The sequence below is a fragment of the Denitratisoma sp. genome, from assembly GCA_032027165.1.
Taxonomy (GTDB): Bacteria; Pseudomonadota; Gammaproteobacteria; order Burkholderiales; family Rhodocyclaceae; genus Desulfobacillus.
The window spans coordinates 3,374,504-3,392,888 of sequence record JAVSMO010000001.1 but is presented as its reverse complement, the minus strand read 5'-3'; the positions used below and the strand labels follow the sequence as shown (position 1 = coordinate 3,392,888).

The window sequence follows — 18,385 nt, the reverse complement described above, 5'->3', positions numbered from 1 at the left end:
CGGCCATGACGCCGGAGCGCGCACGCCAGCTTGCCCACCGCGTTCCCCACCCGGGTCATGCCCCCGCCGTGCCCGAGCACGGCAGCGTCAAGCGCCGCGAGATCCGTTTCACCAAGATGCCGCCCGAACAGGCCAGGAAGGCCGCCGAGCTGCTTGCCGGCATGGAATATCTGGACGTATCCCACGGGCCCCACCCGCGCGGCATCACGGTCCGCTACGACCTCATCGACTACACCTACGAGGGGCTGGAAAAAGCCCTGCGCAACCTCGGCTACCACCTCGACAACTCCATCTACTGCAAGATCGTCCGCGCCCTCGTCTACTTTACCGAGGAGACCCAGCTGAGGAATCTCAAGGAGCCGGCGCGCCTGATCAAGCAGTCCAACCAGGTCTACATCAAGGCCTACCAGCACCATCCGCACGGCGACCGCGACGATACGCCGGTCGAGTTGCGGGAAGATCGGTGAACGACCAGCAGCTCCTCCGCTACTCGCGGCACATATTGCTGCCGCAGCTCGGCATCGAAGGACAGGAGCGCCTGCTCGCGGCGCGCGCACTGGTGGTCGGCGCCGGCGGGCTGGGTTCGCCGGCGGCGATGTATCTCGCCTCGGCCGGCATGGGCACCATCGCGCTGTGCGACGGCGACACGGTCGACCTCACCAACCTGCAGCGGCAGATCCTGCACCACACCGCCTCGGTGACCCAGCCCAAGGCGGTGTCCGGCCGCAACACGCTGGCCCTCATCAATCCCGAGGTGAATGTCGTTGCGCTGGAAGCTCGGCTGGAAGGCGAGGCGCTCGAGGAACAGGTCGCCGCCGCCGACGTCGTGCTCGACTGTTCCGACAACTTCGCCACCCGCCATGCCATCAACCGTGCCTGCGTGAAATTCCGCAAGCCGCTCGTCTCCGGCGCCGCCATCCGCTTCGACGGCCAAGTCTCGGTGTTCGACCTACGCGAGGCGAAGAGCCCCTGCTACAACTGCCTGTTCCCGGAAGGCCAGGACGCGGAGGAGGTGCGCTGCGCCGTGATGGGCGTCTTCGCCCCGCTCACCGGCATCATCGGCACGACGCAGGCGGCCGAAGCCCTCAAGCTCGTCGCCGGCTGCGGCGAATCGCTCTCGGGAAGATTGCTGCTGCTCGACGGCCTGGCGATGGAATGGCGCAGCATCCAACTCGGCAAGGACCCGGGCTGCGCGGTGTGCGCATCTGCAGGAGGGAAATTGTCCTCCTGATTGGCGGCCCCGTTCAGCGCTCCATCGAGACAGGCCTGGGCACCAGTACCCTGAAGCACGATCCCCTGCCCTCGACGGACCTCAGGCAGATTTCATGTCCCATGCGCCGGGCCAGCTGTTTCACGATGGCCAAGCCGAGCCCGAAGCCGGCGCGGCTGTTCTGCGCCTCGGCGCCCTGGATAAAGGTGTCGAACATGCGCTCCCGGTCGCGCTCCGCGATGCCCGGGCCGGTATCGCAGACCTCGATGGCAAGGCGGTCGCCGCAGCGCCGGCAGCCGACGAGGATGCGCCCGCGCTGGGTATAGCGCACGGCGTTGGCGAGGATGTTGCGCAGGATGCGCTCGAGCAGGCGCGGGTCGCTCTCGATCCACGCCGAGGACGGCACATGGCGCAATTCGAGTCCGACGGCGGCGGCCAGGCGCCGGTATTCCGCCACCAGCGGCGCCAGCACGTCATTCACCCTCAGGCGCACGAGCTTCGGCTCGTGCTGGCCATCCGCGGCACGGGACAATTCGAGCAGGCCATCGATGAAGTCGGCCAGGCTGCCGTAGGCGGCCTCCATGCGGCCGGCCAGCGCGCGCACCTGGGCGGGCCGCTCGGCCTCGCCGCGCATCAGCTCGATGAAGATGCCGAGGGACTGCAGCGGCTGGCGCAGGTCGTGGTGGGCGGCGGCGAGCAGGCGACCCTGCGCCATGACCGCCTGCGCGCGCGCCTCCCGCAGGCGGATCTGCCCGGCCAGCGCGATGCCGAAAATCAGCGAGGACATCACGCCGGCCGCCAGCTGGGCGACCGTCACCGCGCCATGGTCGATCCAGCCCAGCCGCGAACCAATGATGCTGGCCACGCCGGGCAGCAGGCTTGCCCAGGCGGCGGCATAGATCGCCGCGTGCGGCAGGCGGCGGTACCAGGCGACGAGGGTCGTCCCGAAGACGAACAGGACCACGCCGATCGCCCCGGCCACGGTAATCAATCGCGCCGCCGTCGGCTGCACGAACTCCATGCCGATCACCAGCAGAAACAGCGGCGCGACGAACAGCACGGCCCTGCCCAGCACCGGCTGGCGGCGCGGCAATTGCATGAACGCCCGCGCATGCAACAGCCCGAAGAAGTAGGAAAGATTGAAGGCGGCCACGCCGATCTCGGCCAGCGTGCGGCGCGGCAGCATCGGCAGGATTTCGGCAAGATAGCCGCTGATCCAGGCCGAAGCCACCATCACGGCCAGTTGGAAGCCGATGTAGAGCAGCAGGGAATGGTCGCGCATCGCGCCCCACAGGAACAGCATGTAGATGGCCACCACCAGCGGGATCACCAGCGCCAGGCCCGCCCACATCCTCCCGACGCGATCCTGCTTGAAGAAGTCGTGGAATTCCTGCATGACCAGCGGGAAGCGGATCGGCGAGGAGTTCTCGATGCGCACGAGGACCGTCGCGCGCTCGCCCGCGGCCAGCGAGAGATGGAAGGCGGGGTAGCGCAATCCGCCGAACAGCTCATGCGCAGTTTCTGCACCGTAGGGAGCGATTTCGCGCCAGGTGCCGTCGGCCCTGCCGAGAAACACCTGGATGCGGTCGATGGCCACCTGCTTGTAGACCAGGAACCAGTCTGCCCGGCCGGCACCGGGATTGCCTATTTCTGCGCGTGCCCAGAAGGCGCTGGCGGAATAGCCGTAGGAATGGTGCTCGCCGGGCAGCTTGTGAAAGGACGCCGGCGGCGCGGCGGAAAAGTCAGTCGCCTGGAGGCGGCGTTCGGCATCCTCCAGCACCTCGATGCCTTCCTGGAGGCGGATTTCCTTCCGCTCCGCCTCGAGCACGACAGGCGCCGCCCACGCAGGCGCCGCCATGAAGAGGCCAATGGCAAGCCACGCCGCGCGCAGGGCGGCCTGCCTCATTTCGACACTTCGTACTGGCCGGAGTAGTACACCGTCACCGCCTCGGTGCGGTTGCGCACGCCGAGCCGGGCGAGGATCTCGACGACATGCGCCCGCACGGTATCGACGGCGATGTCGAGGCTGCGCGCGATCTCCTTGTTGGATTTGCCGGTGGCCATCTCCTGCAGCACCTCGAGCTGGCGCTGCGAGAGGGCCACGCGCTTGCCCTCCTCCGGCGAACGCTGCGCCGCGTCGCGCCGGGCCGGGGCTGCGACATGGAAGACCTGGCGGATCGATTCGATGATTTCGGCCGGCTTGGCGCTCTTCGAGACGAAGCGATGGATGCCGCTGCGCTCGAGTTCGCGCAGCAGGGCGGGATCATCCGCGGCGCTGACGACGACGATGGGGACTTCCGGCAGTTGCCGGCGCAGCGCGGCGACGCCGTCCAGGCCCGAAACGTCCGGCAGGTTGATGTCGAGCAGCACCAGGTCCGGGCTGCCGCGCGCAAGCCAGGCCAGCGCGTCGGCCAGGGTATGCGTTCCCTGCACTTCCGCCGCCGGATCGATGCGCGAGACGATTTCGCCGATCGCCTGCACGAACAGCGGGTGGTCTTCGACGACGAGGACTTTCTTCCGGCTCACGGCGCAGGCCCCGCTCACTTCCGCCAGACGCCGTGGCGCAGGCTGGCCGGGGCGTGGGCGAAGAGCACGGAGAAGACGAGAATCAGCCAGAACAGCACGGCGCGCTGAGCCGGCCAGGCCAGAAGCACGCCGAGCAGGAGCAGCTTGCCGGCCATGGCCAGGCCGACGTGCTCGCGGAAATAACTGGGCCGCGACCAGGCATCGAGGGCGAGGATGCTCAAGCCGGTGACCAGCGCCGTGATGCCGAAGGCGAACCAGCGGGCTTCCGGAAGGTCGCCGAGCACGCCGGCGCCGAGGCCGACGACGCCCACGAGATGAATGGCGCGCAGCAGGTTCACCAGCCAGCGCTTGCCGGGGAAATCGCGGGCGGGGTCTCGCTTGCCCTTCATGCCGCCAGGGGCCGCGCCAGGATGCGGATGTCCTCGCCGACGCGACGCAGGTCGACGATCTTCAGGTCGCGCCGGCCGGCGAGATCGGTCAACTCCGGCAGCGGGAACATCTCGCGCCCGCTGCCGAGAATCGTCGGCGCGAAATACAGCAGCAGCTCGTCGACCAGTCCTTCGCGCAGCAGCGAGCCGTTGAGCTTGTGGCCGGCCTCGACGTGCAGTTCGTTCACGCCGCGTTCGGCCAGCGCCTGCAGCAGCCGCGGCAGGTCGACCTTGCCGTTCGGGTTGGGCAGCACGGTCACCTCGGCGCCGGCCGCGCGCAGGGCGGCGATCTTCGCCGCATCCTCGCTTGCCGCCGCCACCAGGGTGTTGCCGCCCTCGAGGATGCGCGCCGTCGGCGGCGTCTCGAAATGGCTGTCCACCACCACGCGCAGCGGCTGCCGGTCGGTGTCGATGTCGCGCACGGTCAGGCGCGGGTCGTCGTCGCGCACCGTGCCGGCGCCGGTGAGGATGGCGCAGGCGCGGGCGCGGAAGGCGTGGCCGTCGCGGCGCGCCTCGGGCCCGGTGATCCACTGGCTCTTGCCGTTGTTCAGGGCCGTCTTGCCGTCCAGGCTGGCGGCCAGCTTCAGGCGCACCCAGGGCCGGCCGCGCTCCATGCGCGAGACGAAGCCGATGTTCAGTTCGCGCGCCTCCGCCTCCATCAACCCGCTCTCGAAGGGGATGCCGGCGGCGCGGAGTTTTTCCAGGCCGTTGCCGCCGACCTGCGGATTCGGGTCGCGCATGGCCGCCACCACGCGCGCCACGCCGGCTTCGATCAGCGCATCGGCGCAGGGCGGCGTGCGGCCGTGGTGGCTGCAGGGTTCCAGCGTGACGTAGGCGGTGGCGCCGCGGGCAAGCTCGCCGGCCGCTTTCAGGGCGTGGATCTCGGCATGCGCCTCGCCGGCGCGCGCATGCCAGCCTTCTCCAACGATATTGCCGTCGCGGACGATGAGGCAGCCGACGCGAGGATTCGGCGTGGTGGTGCAGAGACCCCTGTGCGCCAGGCGCAGCGCACGGGCCATGAATTCATGATCGGCAGCGCTGAACATGCCGGCTGGAACGTCAGGCGCTGCGCGGACGCCGCGGCGCGCGCGGCTTCTTCACTTCGCGGATCGCCTCGCGGAATTCTTCCACGTCCTCGAAGTTGCGGTACACCGAGGCGAAGCGCACGTAGGCGATCTTGTCGAGCTTGCGCAGTTCGCGCATGACCAGCTCCCCCACCTTCTCGGTCGGCACCTCGCGTTCGCCCGAGGCGAGCAGCCGCTCCTCGATGCGCTCGATGGCGGCGTCGATGCTCTCGGTGGTGACCGGGCGCTTGCGCAGGGCGAGCATCAGGCTGGCCAGCAGCTTGTCGCGGTCGTAGTCGGCGCGGCTGCCGTTCTTCTTGACGATGAGCGGCATGCGCAGCTCGACGCGCTCGTAGGTGGTGAAGCGCTTGTCGCAGGCCAGGCAGCGCCGGCGCCGGCGAACGGTGTCCCCTTCCTCGTTCTCCCGGGTATCGATGACCTGGGTGTTCGGTTCCGCGCAAAAAGGACACTTCATCGCAGATCAGCCGTAAACCGGATACTTCTTGCAGAGTTCCGCCACCTTGCCGCGCACCTTGGCGATGGCCGCCTCGTCGTTCGGGGCATCGAGCACGTCGGCGATCAGGTGGGCGACGGTTTCCGCCTCGATCTCGGTAAAGCCGCGCGTCGTCATGGCCGGCGAGCCGATGCGGATGCCGGAGGTGACGAAGGGCTTCTGCGGGTCGTTCGGGATGGCGTTCTTGTTCACGGTGATGTGGGCGCGGCCCAGCGCCGCCTCGGCCTCCTTGCCGGTGATGTTCTTGGCGCGCAGGTCGACCAGAAAGACGTGGCTCTCGGTGCGGCCGGAGACGATGCGCAGGCCGCGCTCCTCGGAGAGCACGCGCGCCATGACTCGGGCGTTGGCGAGCACCTGCTCCTGGTAGTCGCGGAACTCGGAAGTCATGGCCTCCTTCAGCGCCGCCGCCTTGCCGGCGATGACGTGCATCAGCGGGCCGCCCTGGATGCCGGGGAAGATGGCCGAGTTGATGGCCTTTTCGTGCTCGGCCTTCATGAGGATGAGGCCGCCGCGCGGGCCGCGCAGGGTCTTGTGCGTGGTGGTGGTGACGACGTCGGCGTGCGGCACCGGATTCGGATAGACGCCGGCGGCGATGAGGCCGGCGTAGTGCGCCATGTCCACCATGAAGATGGCGCCGACTTCCTTCGCCACCTTGGCGAAGCGCTCGAAGTCGATGCGCAGGGCGTAGGCGGAGGCGCCGGCGATGATCAGCTTGGGCTTGTGCTCGCGCGCCAGCCGCTCCATCTCGGCGTAGTCGATCTCTTCCTTCTCGTTGAGGCCGTAGGGCACGATGTTGAACCACTTGCCGCTGATGTTGAGCGGCATGCCGTGGGTCAGGTGACCGCCCATCGACAGGTTCATGCCGAGAATGGTGTCGCCCGGCTTGAGGAAGGCGAAGAACACCGCCTGGTTGGCCTGCGAGCCGGAGTTCGGCTGCACGTTGGCGCAGTCGGCGCCGAACAGCTTCTTCGCGCGGTCGATGGCCAGCTGCTCGGCGACGTCCACATGCTCACAGCCGCCGTAGTAGCGCTTGCCGGGGTAGCCCTCGGCGTACTTGTTGGTGAGCTGCGAGCCCTGTGCCTCGAGCACGGCGCAGGAGACGTAGTTCTCGGAGGCGATCAGCTCGATGTGCTCTTCCTGGCGACGGTTCTCGGCTTCGATCGCGGCCCACAGTTCGGCGTCGACCTTCGCCAGGGTGTTTTTCTTGAGAAACATGGATGCAGCCCTAACTGATTGAAGAAAGCTGCAATTTTACCACGGGGCGGAAGGGGCTATTGGGGTGGCAGTTCGGGGAGAAAACCGCCCAGATCATGCTCGCCGGAGAGCCGCAGCATCTCGGCACGCACGGCCTCGCGCAGGCGCACCGCGGCGGCCCAGTCCGCACCGTCGGCCTGCAGCACGGCGCCGACCTCGAACTCGGGCCGGCCGTGGCGCGGCTGCCAGGTCTTGTCGCGCAGGATCGCGCGGATGCCGCGCAGCCCGGCCACCGCCACCGGCACGCCTGCGCGCGCTGCGGCGACGAAGGCGCCCATGCGGAAGGGCTTCAGGCCGGCCTCGCGCGAAAACGTGCCTTCGGGAAACACCACCAGGCTGCCGCCCTGGCCGAGGCGGGCAACGATGCCGGCCACGTCCTCGGCACTTTTCGCCGCTTCGTAGCGCTCGACGAACAGCGTTCCGAGGCCGCGCAGGCAGGCATGGATGAAGGATTGCCGGACGAGTTCGCGCTTGGCGACGAATGCATAGGCGCGATCCGGCGGCAGCGCCGCGTACAGCACGATGACGTCGAAGTAGCTGGTGTGATTGACCAGCAGCACATGCGGCGTGTCCGGCAGGCGGTCGAGGCTGCGCGTTCGCACCGGCATCGCCGTGAGCCGCAGGAACAGGCGCGCCGCGCCGTGCGCCAGCCGCCTGCCCGAGGCAGGATGCTGCAGCAGGGCCAGCAGCGCAGCCACCGGCATGCCGAGCAGCGCGAACACGCCCCAGCACCAGGCGCCGTACAGCCAGCGGCCAGCCTGTTGCGCCGCAAAAGTCAGTCGCTGCGATACGGCGGCAAGGGTGAGCTTCGTCATCTGCAGCCAGGCCGGCGGCGGCCGGCGTCCGACTTCGCCGCGCTCGAAGGCCTCGCGCGAGGCGGCGCGGCGGATCTTGCCGCTGGAGGTCTTCAGCACGCCGTGCGGCGGCGCCAGCACGATCTCGTCGGCCGGCATGCCGATGGCGTCGACGGCGGCCTCGTTGATCTTCCGCTTCAGCGCCTCGCGCGCCGCCTCGTCGCGTTCGCGCGTTTCCGCCATCACGACCAGGCGCTCGGTGGCGTTCGCCGGATCGGTGCTGGCGAAGACGGCGACGCAGCCCTTGCGGATGCCGGGGATCTCGCCGACCGCTTCCTCCAGCTCATACGGATAGAGGTTGCGCCCGCCGCGGATGATGAGGTCCTTGACGCGGCCGGTGAGGTAGACCTCGCCCTCGACCATGTAGGCGTAGTCGCCCGAGTCGAGCCAGCCGTCGCGGAACAGGCGTGCCGTCGCTTCCGGGTTGCGGTAGTAGCCGCGCGTCGCCGAAGGGCCGCGGAACTGCAGGCGGCCGACGCGGCGGTCGGGCAGTTCGTCGCCGGCCTCGTCCACGATGCGGATCTCGTGCCCGGGCAGCGCCCGCCCGCAGGCGGGCACCAGCATCGTGCCGGGCTCGCCTTCCGCCGCCGGCAACGCGCGTCGCGCGTCCATGAAAGCGTCGCGCCGGATGGCGTCGATGCGCGGGCCGCGCCCGAGCGGCGGAAAGGCCAGGCCGACCGAGCATTCCGCCAGGCCGTATACCGGCGTGATCGCCTCGGGCTGCAGGCCGTGCGGCACAAAGCGCTGGATGAAGGCCTCCAGCGTCGCATGACTGACCGGCTCGGCGCCGTTCAGTGCCAGGCGAAGCGACGCGAGGTCGAGCCCGGCCAGGTCGACGTCGTCGAGCTTCTTCGCGCACAGTTCGTAGGCGAAGTTCGGCGCCGCCGTGAGCGTGCCGCGGTGGCGCGAGATCGCCTGCAGCCAGCGGGAAGGCCGCGCGAGGAAGGCCAGCGGCGACATCAGCACCAGCGGCATGGCGAAATACAGCGAGCCGAACCAGGCGCCGATCAAGCCCATGTCGTGGTAGAGCGGCAGCCAGGAGACGAAGACGTCCTCGCTCGTCACTTTGAAGGCCGGCCCCATGGCGCGCAGGTTGGCGAGCAGGTTGGCGTGGGTCAGCACGACGCCTTTCGGGTCGCCGGTGCTGCCGGAGGTGTACTGCAGGAAGGCGATGTCCTCGGGCCGGGCGCGATGGCAGAGCGGCGCCGGCTCGGCGTCGATCTCCTGCGGCGTGACGATGCCGGCCAGGCTCGGCACGCGGGCGGAGAGCAGCGCCGCCACCGCCTTCGCCTGCGGCACGGTGACGATGAAGGCGGCCTGGGCGTTGTCGAGGATGCGCGCGTGGCGCCTGAGGTGATCCTCGATCTGGGCCAACCGCGCCGGCGGATAGATCGGCACGGGAATGCCGCCCGCCAGCAGAACGCCGAAGAAGCAGGCGAGATAGTCGCGGCCGGTCGGCAGCATCAGCGCCACCGCCTGCTGCGGCTGCAGGCCGCGCGCGACGAGGCCGGTGGCGATGCGCCGGGCAGCCGCGAGCAAGTCCGCATAGCTGATCGTCTCGGCCCGTTCGCCCTCGCCGTAGAGCAGCACATGGGTGCGGTCCGGCGTGCGCGCGACATGCCACTCGAGCACCTCGATCAGGGTGGCCGCCCCATCGGGCACCGGGAGCACGGCGCCATGCGGCAGTTCGATGGCGGCGCGGGGTGCGGCGGCGGGCGCGGCATGGCCGAGCAGACGCAGCAGGTCGCGCGGCGTTTCCGCCTCGCCCAGCGCCGCCTCCGGCAGGGACACGCCGAATTCGCGGCCGAGGCGCAGCAGCAATTCGACGCGCGCCAGGGAATCCAGGCCGAGGTCCCGCTCCAGCGGGCTGTCCAGCGTGACGGGAGCGCGCCGGCCGGGGTGGGTTTCCTGCACCAGACGGCCGGTCACGCGCAGCAGGCGCTGCGCGGCTTCCTCAGCCGGGAAGCTCATCGAGCGCCTCGGCGAGATGGCCGCGCTCGGCCCAGGACAACAGGGTCCACTTGCCGCGATCGATTTCCAGCCAGTTCAGCGCGGCGTTGGGAATCTCGAAGTCGCGCGGCGCCGAAAGCGACCGGGCGCTGGCGCGGCGATGCAGGATGTCGAGGACGCCGCCGTGGGTGACGACCAGCACCTGGCCGTCCGGATGCGCCGCCACGATGGCATCGATGCATTGGTTCACGCGTTCGGCGAACCGGCGCAGGCTTTCGCCGCCGCCCGGCAGGGCGAAGGCTTCCTCGCGCGCGAGGAAACGCGCGTAGGCGTTCGGATGGCGCCGCTCGAATTCCGCATAAGTCAGCGTCTGCAGCACGCCGTAATGGCGCTCGCGCAAGGCAACTTTCTTCCGGATCGGCAGCTTGAGCAGATGCGCCGACGCTTCCGCCGTGTGCAGCGCGCGCGACAGGTCGCTCGAGTAGATGGCGGAGAAGTCCTCGCGCGCCAGCCAGTTGGCGGCGGCGCGCGCCTGGGCATGGCCCACCGTGGAGAGCGGCACGTCGAGCTGGCCCTGGATGCGGCGCTCGGCATTCCAGGCGGTTTCGCCGTGGCGGACAAGGCAGAGTCGGGTGGTCATTGCTGATGGATCAGGGCAGGCTAATGCTCGAAGAGCCGAATGTTAGGGTTTACCTGCATTTTGCGCCAGTCGGGACAAAAACGACTGGAATCACAAGGCGTTCCGGATTACTCTTACGCCGCTTCGTCCGGGCCTTCCAAGAGACGGCCCCTGCAACAGGAGGCGGCGCGGCCACCGCCGCGACCGCGACAGGAGAATCCATGAACTTTCTGCTCAAGACATCCCGGCTGATCGACGCCCTCAGCGATCGCCTGGGCGGGGTCCTCATCTGGCTGGTGCTCGCCGCCGTGCTGATCTCGGCCGGCAACGCCATCGTGCGCAAGACCCTCAACATGAGCTCGAATGCCCTGCTGGAGATCCAGTGGTATCTCTTCTCGGCGGTGTTCCTGCTCGGCGCGGGCTATGCCTTCCTGAAGAATGCCCATGTGCGCATCGATTTCCTCTCCAACCATCTGTCGCCGAAGATGAGGAACATCATCGACATCGTCGGCATCCTCGTTTTCCTCGGCCCACTGTGCATTCTTCTGATCGTGCTCTCCTGGCCCCTGTTCGAGAACGCCTGGACCAGCGGCGAGATGTCGCAGAACGCCGGCGGGCTGATCCGCTGGCCGGTGATGCTGATGATCCCGGCCGGCATGGCCCTGCTGCTGCTCCAGGCGGTCTCCGAACTGATCAAGCGCTTCGCCTTCCTGCGCGGCGCCATTCCCGATCCGCTCGGCCACGGCGAAGAGCCGACGGTGGAAGACGAACTGGCACGCGAGATCGAGGAGCATGCCCAGCACGTCCAGGAGGAAGTCCGATGATGGCGTTCATCGCGCAGAACTTCACGCCGCTGCTCTTCTGCGGCCTGCTGCTGTTCCTGCTCACCGGCTTCCCGGTGGCCTTCTCGCTGGCCGCCACCGGCCTTTTCTTCGGCTTCATCGGCATGGAAGCGGGCATGTTCCCGCCCAACCTGTTCCAGGCCCTGCCGCTGCGCATCTTCGGCATCATGCAGAACGACACGCTGCTGGCGATCCCCTTCTTCACCTTCATGGGCATCATCCTCGAGAGGAGCGGCATGGCCGAAGACCTGCTGGAGACCATCGGCCAGGTATTCGGCCCGGTGCGCGGCGGTCTCGCCCTGGCCGTGGTCTTCGTCGGCGCCCTGCTCGCCGCCACCACCGGCGTGGTGGCGGCGGCGGTAATGTCGATGGGCCTGATCTCGCTGCCGATCATGCTGCGCTACGGCTACAACCGCACCGTCGCCACCGGCGTCATCACCGCCTCGGGCACGCTGGCCCAGGCCATCCCGCCCTCGCTGGTGCTGATCGTCATGGCCGACCAGCTCGGCCGCTCGGTCGGCGACATGTACGCCGGCGGCCTGGTGCCGGGGCTGCTGCTGGTCGGGCTTTACGCTACGTTCGTCATCCTCGTCGCCTTCGTGCGGCCGTCCTGGGTGCCGGCCCTGCCGAAGGAGGCGCGCATCTACAAGGAGGCCAACGGCGCCAGCGGCCACATATCATTGCTGGTGCTGATGACGATCGCTGCGGCCGCCGGCATCGTCTGGTCGCAGTTCCACGACGGCATCATCCAGTCGTGGACCGGCCGCGAGAACCCGGCGCCGGGCGACGAGATCGTCATCATGTCGATGACCGTCTCCTCCTTCACCGCGCTCGGCCTGTCCCTGCTCAACCATTTCACGAAGCTGCACCTGCTGTCGAAGCTCTCCGAGCGGGTCACCTTCGTGCTGATCCCGCCGCTGATCCTGATCTTCCTGGTGCTGGGCACGATCTTCCTCGGGCTGGCCACGCCGACCGAGGGCGGCGCCATGGGCGCGCTCGGCGCCTTCGTCATGGCCCTGACCAAGCGCAAGCTGTCGTTTTCCCTGCTCAGGCAGGCGCTGGACAACACGGCGAAACTGTCCTGCTTCGTGCTGTTCATCCTGATCGGCTCGACGGTGTTCTCCTTCACCTTCAACGCCGCCGACGGCCAGAAATGGGTGGAGCACCTGTTCGACAAGCTGCCGGGCGGCGCGCTCGGCTTCCTCATCGTGGTGAACCTGCTGGTCTTCGTGCTCGGCATGTTCATCGACTTCTTCGAGATCGCCTTCATCGTCATCCCGCTGCTGGCGCCGGTGGCGGAAAAGGTGCTGCCCGGCATCCTGCCGCCGGGCTCGGACGCGCTGATCTGGTTCGGCGTCATCGTCGCCATAAACCTGCAGACCTCGTTCCTGACGCCGCCCTTCGGCTTCGCCCTGTTCTATCTGCGCAGCGTCTCCGCCAAGACGGACTACACCGACCGCGTCACCCAGAAGCGCATTCCGGCGGTGTCGACGGCGCAAATCTACAAGGGCGCCATCGCCTTCATCGTCATCCAGGTCGTCATGGTGGTGGCGGTGATTGCCTGGCCGCACCTCGTGCTCGATAGCCTGGACCAGAACAAGAAGGTCGATGTCGAGGATGTCCAGATCGAATTCCAGCCCAGCGGCTACGACCGCGGCTACGGGCCTGCCAGCAACCCGGCCGACTGGGACGAGGAAAAGGGCAAGGAGGGCGAAGCCGGAGAAGGCGGGGAAGCCGGCGAGGAGCAGGACGGCACGGCGGACAAGGAGGAAAAGGAGGCCGATCCGGCAGCCGACCTGATGCGGGACCTCGCCAAGGAAGCCAAGAAGAAAAAATGAGTCGAGCGTACCGACAAAAAAGCCCGCGGGAGCGATCCCGCGGGCTTTTTGCTGTACGGCGAACTTCTAGAGCTTCTGCGCCTGCATGAAGCTGTCGAAGCCGGCTTCCGAGAAGCGGAACCAGAGGTGTTGTTCCCTGCGGAAGGCCGCATAATCCTCGTAGATCTTCTTCCAGTTGGGGTTCTTCGCCGACAGCTCGCTGTACACCGCCTGCGAGGCCTTGAAGGCGGCTTCCATGACATCCTTGGGCATGCGCTGCAGCTTGACGCCGGCGGCGACCAGTTCCTTCAGCGCCTTGGGGTTCTTGGCATCGTACTTGGCCTGCATGTCGGTGTGGGCGATGGCGGCGGCGCACTCGAGGATGGCCTTGTACTCGGTCGACAGGCCCTCGTAGGCCTTGGAATTGACGTACAGGGACAATTGCGGGCCACCTTCCCACCAGGCCGGATAGACGTAGTTCTTCGCCACCTTGTAGAAGCCGAGCTTCTGGTCGTCGTAGGGGCCGACCCATTCGGTGGCGTCGATGGTGCCCTTTTCCAAGGCCTGATAGATCTCGCCGCCGGGAATGTTCTGCGGCACGCCGCCGATTTTCTCCAGGATCTTGCCGCCGAAGCCGCCGATGCGCATCTTCATGCCCTTGATGTCCTTCAGGGACTTGATCGGCTTGCGGTACCAGCCGCCCATCTGGGCGCCGGTGTTGCCCATCGGGAAGTTGACGATGTTGTAGTTCTTGTAGAACTCGCGGAACAGCTTCATGCCGTTGCCCTCGTACATCCACGCCGTCATCTGGCGCGAGTTGAGGCCGAAGGGGATGGCGCAGTCCATGGCGAAGGTCTCGTCCTTGCCGAAGAAGTAGTACGGCGCGGTATGCGCGCACTCCACCGTGCCCTGCTGCACGCCGTCGACCACGCCGAAGGGGGGCATGATCTCGCCGCCGGCATGCACCGAAATGGTGAATTTGCCGCCGGACATTTCATTCACTTTCTTGGCGAAGACGTCGGCTGCGCCGAAGATGGTATCGAGGGCCTTCGGGAAGCTGGAGGCCAGGCGCCAGCGGATGGTGGCGCCCTGGGCGTGTGCGGCGGGGGCAACGCCCGCCGCCAGAATGCCGGCGATGCCGGCGTGCTTGATGAAATCGCGACGTTCCATTGATGAGTCTCCTTTAGAGGTTCTTCTTTGCCGTTGTGCGGCGGTTTGGTTCAACCCCCCCTTGTGCAGGGATCGCCGGGTGATACTACACCAATCGAATGCACCAGATCACGCGTCCCATAGTGGGGAAAACCCTTACGGTTGCCGGGCTTATGCCCCGGCGATGGTCATGCGGTCGATGAGAATGGAGCCGACCTGCTTGGAGCCGCGCACCAGCACATCGTTGCCGACGGCGACGATGCCGCGAAGCATGTCCCTGAGATTGCCGGCGATGGTGATTTCCTGCACCGGATAGGAGATCTCGCCGTTTTCGATCCAGTAGCCGGAGGCCCCGCGCGAATAATCGCCGGTGACGTAATTCACCCCTTGGCCGAGCAGCTCGGTGACCAGCAGGCCGCGTCCCATGAGGGCGGCGAGGCCGACCAGGTCGCGCTTGCCCGGGCGCACGATCAGGTTGTGCGAGCCGCCGGCGTTGCCGGTGGTCCGCATGCCGAGCTTGCGTGCCGAATAGGTCGACAGGAAATACCCCTTCAGCACGCCGGCCTCGACCACCTCGCGGTCGTGCGTGGCGACGCCATCGTCGTCGAAGGGGCTGCTTGCCAGGGCGCGCGGCAGATGCGGCCGTTCGCTGATGTGCACCTGCGGCGAGAACACCTGCGTGCCCAGGCTGTCGAGGAGGAAGGAGGACTTGCGATACAGGCTGCCGCCCGAGACGGCATAGACGAAATTGCCGATCAGCGAGGCGGCCAGCGGCGCCTCGAACAGCACCGGCACCTCGCAGGTGGCGATCTTGCGCGCGCCCAGGCGCGACAGCGCGCGGCGCGCGGCATATTCGCCGACCAGTTCGGCCTCGGCCAGGTCCGCCGCGTCGCGATGGGTGCTGTACCAGTCGTCGCGCTGCATGGCGTCGCCCTTGCCGGCGATGACCGAGCAGGAGAGGTAGTGGCGCGAGGAGGCATAGCCGCCCATGAAGCCGAGGCTGTTGGCGGAAACGAAGTGGGACTGCTGGGCGGAGACGCTGGCGCCCTCGGAGTTCTTCACCTGCGGGCTGACGGCAAAGGCCGCCGTCTCGCAGCGCCGGGCGATGTCGATGGCCTCCTCCACCGCCAAGGCCCAGGGGTGATAAAGGTCGAGATCCGTTTCGCCGCGCGCCAGCAGCTCGGCTTCCGGCAATCCGGCGGCTTCGTCCGGCGCGGTGAAGCGCGCGATGGACAGCGCCGCGTCGACCGTGGCGTGCAGGGCGGCGCGGGAAAAGTCCGAGGTCGAGGCATAGCCGCGCCGCTGGCCGAGGTAGACCGTGACGCCGACGCCCTTGTCGCGGTTGTATTCGATGGTCTCGACGTCGCCGCGGCGCACCGTCACCGACTGGCCGAAGCCCTCGGAAACGTCGGCCTCGCAGGCGCTGGCGCCGCGCGACCTGGCATGGTCGAGTATGTCCTGCGCCATGGCGCGCAAGGTGTCCTGCGGGTAGGTGAAGCCCTGGGAAGACATCGCGGAAGAGGATGGGGCAAAGATATAATCATACCAAGATGAAGAACCTCGAAGACCTCGAATACGACGATTCGCCGGAGCGCCCCAGCAAGTCGCAACGCAAGCGCGACATGCATGCCCTGCAGGACATGGGGGCGGAGCTGGTCGAACTGTCGCCGGAGCGCCTCGCGCGCATCGACATGCCGGAACCGCTGCGCGGCGCCATCCGCGAGGCGCAGCGCCTGACCAGGCACGAAGCACGCCGCCGCCAGCTGCAGTACATCGGCCGCCTGATGCGGGATGCCGACCCCGCACCCATCCGCGAGGCGCTGGATGCCGTCAAGGGCGCCTCTGCCATCGAGAACGCGCGCCAGCATCGTCTGGAAAGGCTGCGCGAGCGGCTGCTGCAGGACGAGGCGGTGCTGACGGAAATCGGTGCGGCCCACCCCGGCGCAGACATCACCCGCCTCAGGCAGCTGCGCCGCAGCGCACTGAAGGATCGCGATGAAGGTCGCCCGCCGCGCGCCTTCCGCGAACTTTTCCGCCTGCTACGGGAACTGGACCATGACTGACGAATTGCTGATCGGGCTGGTGTCGATCTCCGACCGTGCATCCAGCGGCATCTATGAGGACCAGGGCATCCCCGCCCTGCGCGAGTGGTTCTCCGCGGCAATGGCCTCGCCCTGGCGCATGGAGCACCGGCTCATCCCCGACGAGCAGGCAGTGATCGAGCGGACCCTGGTCGAACTCGCCGACACGGCCGGCTGCCACCTCGTCATGACCACCGGCGGCACCGGCCCGGCGCCGCGCGACGTGACGCCGGAAGCCACGCTGGCAGTGGCGCACAAGGTACTGCCGGGGTTCGGCGAACTGATGCGGCAGGTGAGCCTGAAGTACGTGCCCACTGCCATCCTGTCGCGGCAGGTCGGCGTGGTACGGGGGAAAACGCTGATCCTCAACCTGCCCGGCCAGCCCAAGGCCATCAAGGAGACCCTCGACGGCGTCTTCGCAGCGGTGCCCTACTGCATCGACCTGATCGGCGGGCCGTACATCGAGACCAACGAAGCGGTGATCAAGGCCTTTCGGCCGAAATCGGCAATCCGGCCCAAATAGGGCTCAGGCCGGGGGGGCAACCCGGTAAAGGCCGAGATCGAAGTCGACGCCGGACTCGATCTGCTCGATCGGATCGAGCCGGGCCGAGCGGCCCTGCCAGGCGAACACCAGGGGGATGGCCGGTTCGAAAGCGGAACTCGGCAGGATCACCCGCACCGTATCGCCGGTGTGCAGGGTGTCGAGCAGAATGGCGTTGCAGTCCATGCCGCCCAGGTCGCCGGCAATGGCCTGCGGCGACTTCGACAAAGTCTCGATGCCAACCGAGCCCTGCGTCGGCGTCTCGCGACTGAAGCGCCGGATGACGCCGACCAGCCAGTTGCTGCCGCCTTCCGGCTGCATGCCGAGCAGGGCGCCGATGCGCACCCAGTCGTTGGCGCCGAGCGGCACCTGCGCACCCATGCCGCCGAGGCTGACGTCGTCGACCACCCAGGCTTCGCTTTCCTCGCCTCCCCTGTTCGACAATCGGGCATGGGTGGCCGCCAGGCCGTTCACTGCCGTCAGGCGCGACTTGACGCGATGCCGGTCGTGCGACCGCATCGGCGGTTTCGGCGCCCAGTACATGGCCAGGTGCTTGAGCACCGGCAGCACGATTCGCGCGGAATACTGGGTGCCCAGATTGACCTCGGCCGGCACCTCGCCGCGCTCCACCTGGTGCAGCATGGCTTCCAGCCTTGCCAGTGCCGCTCCGGCGCTGAAAAAGCGCAGGCTGGGCGCGATCTGCGGCAGCACCGCCAGGCGTTTCGGCGGCGCCGGCTTGTCGGCATCCACCCAATACACATTGTCCGGCCGCACTTCGGCGGTGAACACGAACTGCGGCAGGAAATGCGCGATGAAGCGCTCGGCAATCTCGATTTCCAGCGGCAGCAGGCTGTCCATGCTGGAGGCCTGGAACATCAGCGCCTTGAGATACTCCTGCTCCACCGTGCTCTCGCCCGGAAGGTTCGGATAGGCCGTGAGCGCCTGGCGGGAAAACCTGCCCTGTTCGGCGAAGAGATAGGCACGGCCCATGCGCTGCCAGAGCTCGGCATTGACCGGGCCGTAGCGGAACTGATCCCATTTCAACTGGGCCGAGAAGGCGCGCAGCATCCGCACGATGAGCAATGGCACATCGGACTTGATGGCTTCGTGGCCCTTCTCCTGCGCACGATAGCGGGCCAGGCAGCTGTCGTAGGCATTGCCCAGCTGCAGCCAGAAGTCGTGGTTCGCCTGCCAGAGCTTGTATTCCTGCTGGCGGCCAAGCCGCGGCGACGTCAGGTAGTCGCGGCCCAGCTTGCGCGCGTGGGCCTGGGCGGCCTCGTCCAGCTGAAGCACCAGAGCCAGACGGTCGGACAATTTGAGGAGCTCGTCGCCGGCGACCGACTCCAGCCAGCCGGCAACCTCGTCGAGCGCCGGTGCGGCGTCGCGCCCGGCGAGTTCGTTGAGTACGCGCCTGGCCTCCTTGGCATCGGCAAGGGGATGGCCGGATTTTGCGGAAAATAGTCCGAGCATGTTATGCGCCCTGTCGGGAGTTCTTCGAGAGTTGCCGGCGGGGAGCCGTTCCGCCGGATGTTTTGC

Annotated in this window: 17 protein-coding genes; 6 read left to right on the top strand and 11 right to left on the bottom strand. The window is 67.7% G+C overall.

Annotated features, from left to right (window positions below):
* The first annotated feature begins 5 nt into the window (after positions 1-5).
* Complete coding sequence (locus ROZ00_16555; protein ID MDT3737842.1) at positions 6-467, top strand: hypothetical protein; 462 nt, start codon at positions 6-8, stop codon at positions 465-467.
* Positions 464-1,231 carry a molybdopterin-synthase adenylyltransferase MoeB gene (gene moeB / locus ROZ00_16550; protein ID MDT3737841.1) on the top strand — a complete coding sequence of 256 codons (768 nt, stop codon included), beginning with the start codon at positions 464-466 and terminating at the stop codon, positions 1,229-1,231. Before ROZ00_16555 ends, moeB begins: the two co-directional genes overlap by 4 nt.
* A 13-nt stretch (positions 1,232-1,244) precedes the next feature.
* Here moeB and ROZ00_16545 read toward each other — a convergent pair whose 3' ends face one another.
* Genes ROZ00_16545 through ROZ00_16510 form a run of 8 tightly spaced genes read right to left on the bottom strand, consistent with a single transcriptional unit; the run spans position 1,245 to position 10,440 of the window.
* Positions 1,245-3,116: a sensor histidine kinase gene (locus tag ROZ00_16545; protein MDT3737840.1), complete on the bottom strand. Its 1,872-nt coding sequence runs from the start codon at positions 3,114-3,116 to the stop codon at positions 1,245-1,247.
* A complete protein-coding gene (locus ROZ00_16540) occupies positions 3,113-3,736 on the bottom strand; it encodes a response regulator transcription factor (protein MDT3737839.1) in 624 nt (207 codons plus the stop codon). Before ROZ00_16540 ends, ROZ00_16545 begins: the two co-directional genes overlap by 4 nt.
* Positions 3,737-3,750: 14 nt before the next feature.
* Positions 3,751-4,125, bottom strand: coding sequence for a hypothetical protein (locus ROZ00_16535; GenBank protein MDT3737838.1), 375 nt, complete (start codon positions 4,123-4,125; stop codon positions 3,751-3,753).
* Positions 4,122-5,210, bottom strand: a complete 1,089-nt coding sequence (gene ribD / locus ROZ00_16530) for a bifunctional diaminohydroxyphosphoribosylaminopyrimidine deaminase/5-amino-6-(5-phosphoribosylamino)uracil reductase RibD (GenBank protein MDT3737837.1) — start codon at positions 5,208-5,210, stop codon at positions 4,122-4,124. Before ribD ends, ROZ00_16535 begins: the two co-directional genes overlap by 4 nt.
* A gap of 13 nt (positions 5,211-5,223) precedes the next feature.
* Positions 5,224-5,703: a transcriptional regulator NrdR gene (gene nrdR, locus ROZ00_16525; protein ID MDT3737836.1), complete on the bottom strand. Its 480-nt coding sequence runs from the start codon at positions 5,701-5,703 to the stop codon at positions 5,224-5,226.
* 6 nt (positions 5,704-5,709) lie between these two features.
* Positions 5,710-6,957, bottom strand: coding sequence for a serine hydroxymethyltransferase (glyA, locus tag ROZ00_16520; GenBank protein MDT3737835.1), 1,248 nt, complete (start codon positions 6,955-6,957; stop codon positions 5,710-5,712).
* A gap of 56 nt (positions 6,958-7,013) precedes the next feature.
* Entirely contained in the window at positions 7,014-9,821 is a 2,808-nt protein-coding gene (locus ROZ00_16515; GenBank protein ID MDT3737834.1) for an AMP-binding protein, read from the bottom strand.
* Positions 9,805-10,440, bottom strand: coding sequence for a histidine phosphatase family protein (locus ROZ00_16510; protein ID MDT3737833.1), 636 nt, complete (start codon positions 10,438-10,440; stop codon positions 9,805-9,807). Before ROZ00_16510 ends, ROZ00_16515 begins: the two co-directional genes overlap by 17 nt.
* A 200-nt stretch (positions 10,441-10,640) precedes the next feature.
* On the opposite strand from ROZ00_16510, the gene ROZ00_16505 reads away from it, so the two are divergent.
* Together ROZ00_16505 and ROZ00_16500 are read left to right on the top strand one after the other, a co-directional pair.
* Positions 10,641-11,243 (top strand): TRAP transporter small permease subunit, encoded by a 603-nt coding sequence (locus ROZ00_16505; protein ID MDT3737832.1) that lies wholly within the window; start codon positions 10,641-10,643, stop codon positions 11,241-11,243.
* Positions 11,240-13,099, top strand: coding sequence for a TRAP transporter large permease subunit (locus ROZ00_16500; protein MDT3737831.1), 1,860 nt, complete (start codon positions 11,240-11,242; stop codon positions 13,097-13,099). The genes ROZ00_16505 and ROZ00_16500 overlap by 4 nt, the downstream gene beginning before the upstream one ends.
* Before the next feature lie 66 nt (positions 13,100-13,165).
* Here ROZ00_16500 and ROZ00_16495 read toward each other — a convergent pair whose 3' ends face one another.
* Together ROZ00_16495 and pmbA are read right to left on the bottom strand one after the other, a co-directional pair.
* Positions 13,166-14,248, bottom strand: coding sequence for a TRAP transporter substrate-binding protein (locus ROZ00_16495; GenBank protein MDT3737830.1), 1,083 nt, complete (start codon positions 14,246-14,248; stop codon positions 13,166-13,168).
* A 150-nt stretch (positions 14,249-14,398) separates the two neighbouring features.
* Positions 14,399-15,739: a metalloprotease PmbA gene (pmbA, locus tag ROZ00_16490; GenBank protein ID MDT3737829.1), complete on the bottom strand. Its 1,341-nt coding sequence runs from the start codon at positions 15,737-15,739 to the stop codon at positions 14,399-14,401.
* 38 nt (positions 15,740-15,777) lie between these two features.
* On the opposite strand from pmbA, the gene yjgA reads away from it, so the two are divergent.
* Both yjgA and mog read left to right on the top strand, forming a co-directional pair.
* Complete coding sequence (gene yjgA, locus ROZ00_16485; protein ID MDT3737828.1) at positions 15,778-16,290, top strand: ribosome biogenesis factor YjgA; 513 nt, start codon at positions 15,778-15,780, stop codon at positions 16,288-16,290.
* Positions 16,283-16,831, top strand: coding sequence for a molybdopterin adenylyltransferase (mog, locus tag ROZ00_16480; GenBank protein ID MDT3737827.1), 549 nt, complete (start codon positions 16,283-16,285; stop codon positions 16,829-16,831). Before yjgA ends, mog begins: the two co-directional genes overlap by 8 nt.
* Positions 16,832-16,834: 3 nt before the next feature.
* Here mog and ROZ00_16475 read toward each other — a convergent pair whose 3' ends face one another.
* A complete protein-coding gene (locus tag ROZ00_16475) occupies positions 16,835-18,319 on the bottom strand; it encodes a hypothetical protein (protein MDT3737826.1) in 1,485 nt (494 codons plus the stop codon).
* Positions 18,320-18,385 lie beyond the last annotated feature (66 nt).

What these genes read in the sequence shown, in the direction of transcription:
- ribD (MDT3737837.1), bottom strand. Translation starts at nt 5,210, where the DNA reads ATGTTCAGCGCTGCCGATCATGAATTCATGGCCCGTGCGCTGCGCCTG.
- nrdR (MDT3737836.1), bottom strand. Translation starts at nt 5,703, where the DNA reads ATGAAGTGTCCTTTTTGCGCGGAACCGAACACCCAGGTCATCGATACC.
- yjgA (MDT3737828.1), top strand. Translation starts at nt 15,778, where the DNA reads ATGAAGAACCTCGAAGACCTCGAATACGACGATTCGCCGGAGCGCCCC.
- ROZ00_16510 (MDT3737833.1), bottom strand. Translation starts at nt 10,440, where the DNA reads ATGACCACCCGACTCTGCCTTGTCCGCCACGGCGAAACCGCCTGGAAT.
- mog (MDT3737827.1), top strand. Translation starts at nt 16,283, where the DNA reads ATGACTGACGAATTGCTGATCGGGCTGGTGTCGATCTCCGACCGTGCA.
- ROZ00_16535 (MDT3737838.1), bottom strand. Translation starts at nt 4,125, where the DNA reads ATGAAGGGCAAGCGAGACCCCGCCCGCGATTTCCCCGGCAAGCGCTGG.
- ROZ00_16505 (MDT3737832.1), top strand. Translation starts at nt 10,641, where the DNA reads ATGAACTTTCTGCTCAAGACATCCCGGCTGATCGACGCCCTCAGCGAT.
- ROZ00_16515 (MDT3737834.1), bottom strand. Translation starts at nt 9,821, where the DNA reads ATGAGCTTCCCGGCTGAGGAAGCCGCGCAGCGCCTGCTGCGCGTGACC.
- ROZ00_16495 (MDT3737830.1), bottom strand. Translation starts at nt 14,248, where the DNA reads ATGGAACGTCGCGATTTCATCAAGCACGCCGGCATCGCCGGCATTCTG.
- pmbA (MDT3737829.1), bottom strand. Translation starts at nt 15,739, where the DNA reads ATGTCTTCCCAGGGCTTCACCTACCCGCAGGACACCTTGCGCGCCATG.
- ROZ00_16545 (MDT3737840.1), bottom strand. Translation starts at nt 3,116, where the DNA reads ATGAGGCAGGCCGCCCTGCGCGCGGCGTGGCTTGCCATTGGCCTCTTC.
- ROZ00_16475 (MDT3737826.1), bottom strand. Translation starts at nt 18,319, where the DNA reads ATGCTCGGACTATTTTCCGCAAAATCCGGCCATCCCCTTGCCGATGCC.
- glyA (MDT3737835.1), bottom strand. Translation starts at nt 6,957, where the DNA reads ATGTTTCTCAAGAAAAACACCCTGGCGAAGGTCGACGCCGAACTGTGG.
- ROZ00_16500 (MDT3737831.1), top strand. Translation starts at nt 11,240, where the DNA reads ATGATGGCGTTCATCGCGCAGAACTTCACGCCGCTGCTCTTCTGCGGC.
- ROZ00_16555 (MDT3737842.1), top strand. Translation starts at nt 6, where the DNA reads ATGACGCCGGAGCGCGCACGCCAGCTTGCCCACCGCGTTCCCCACCCG.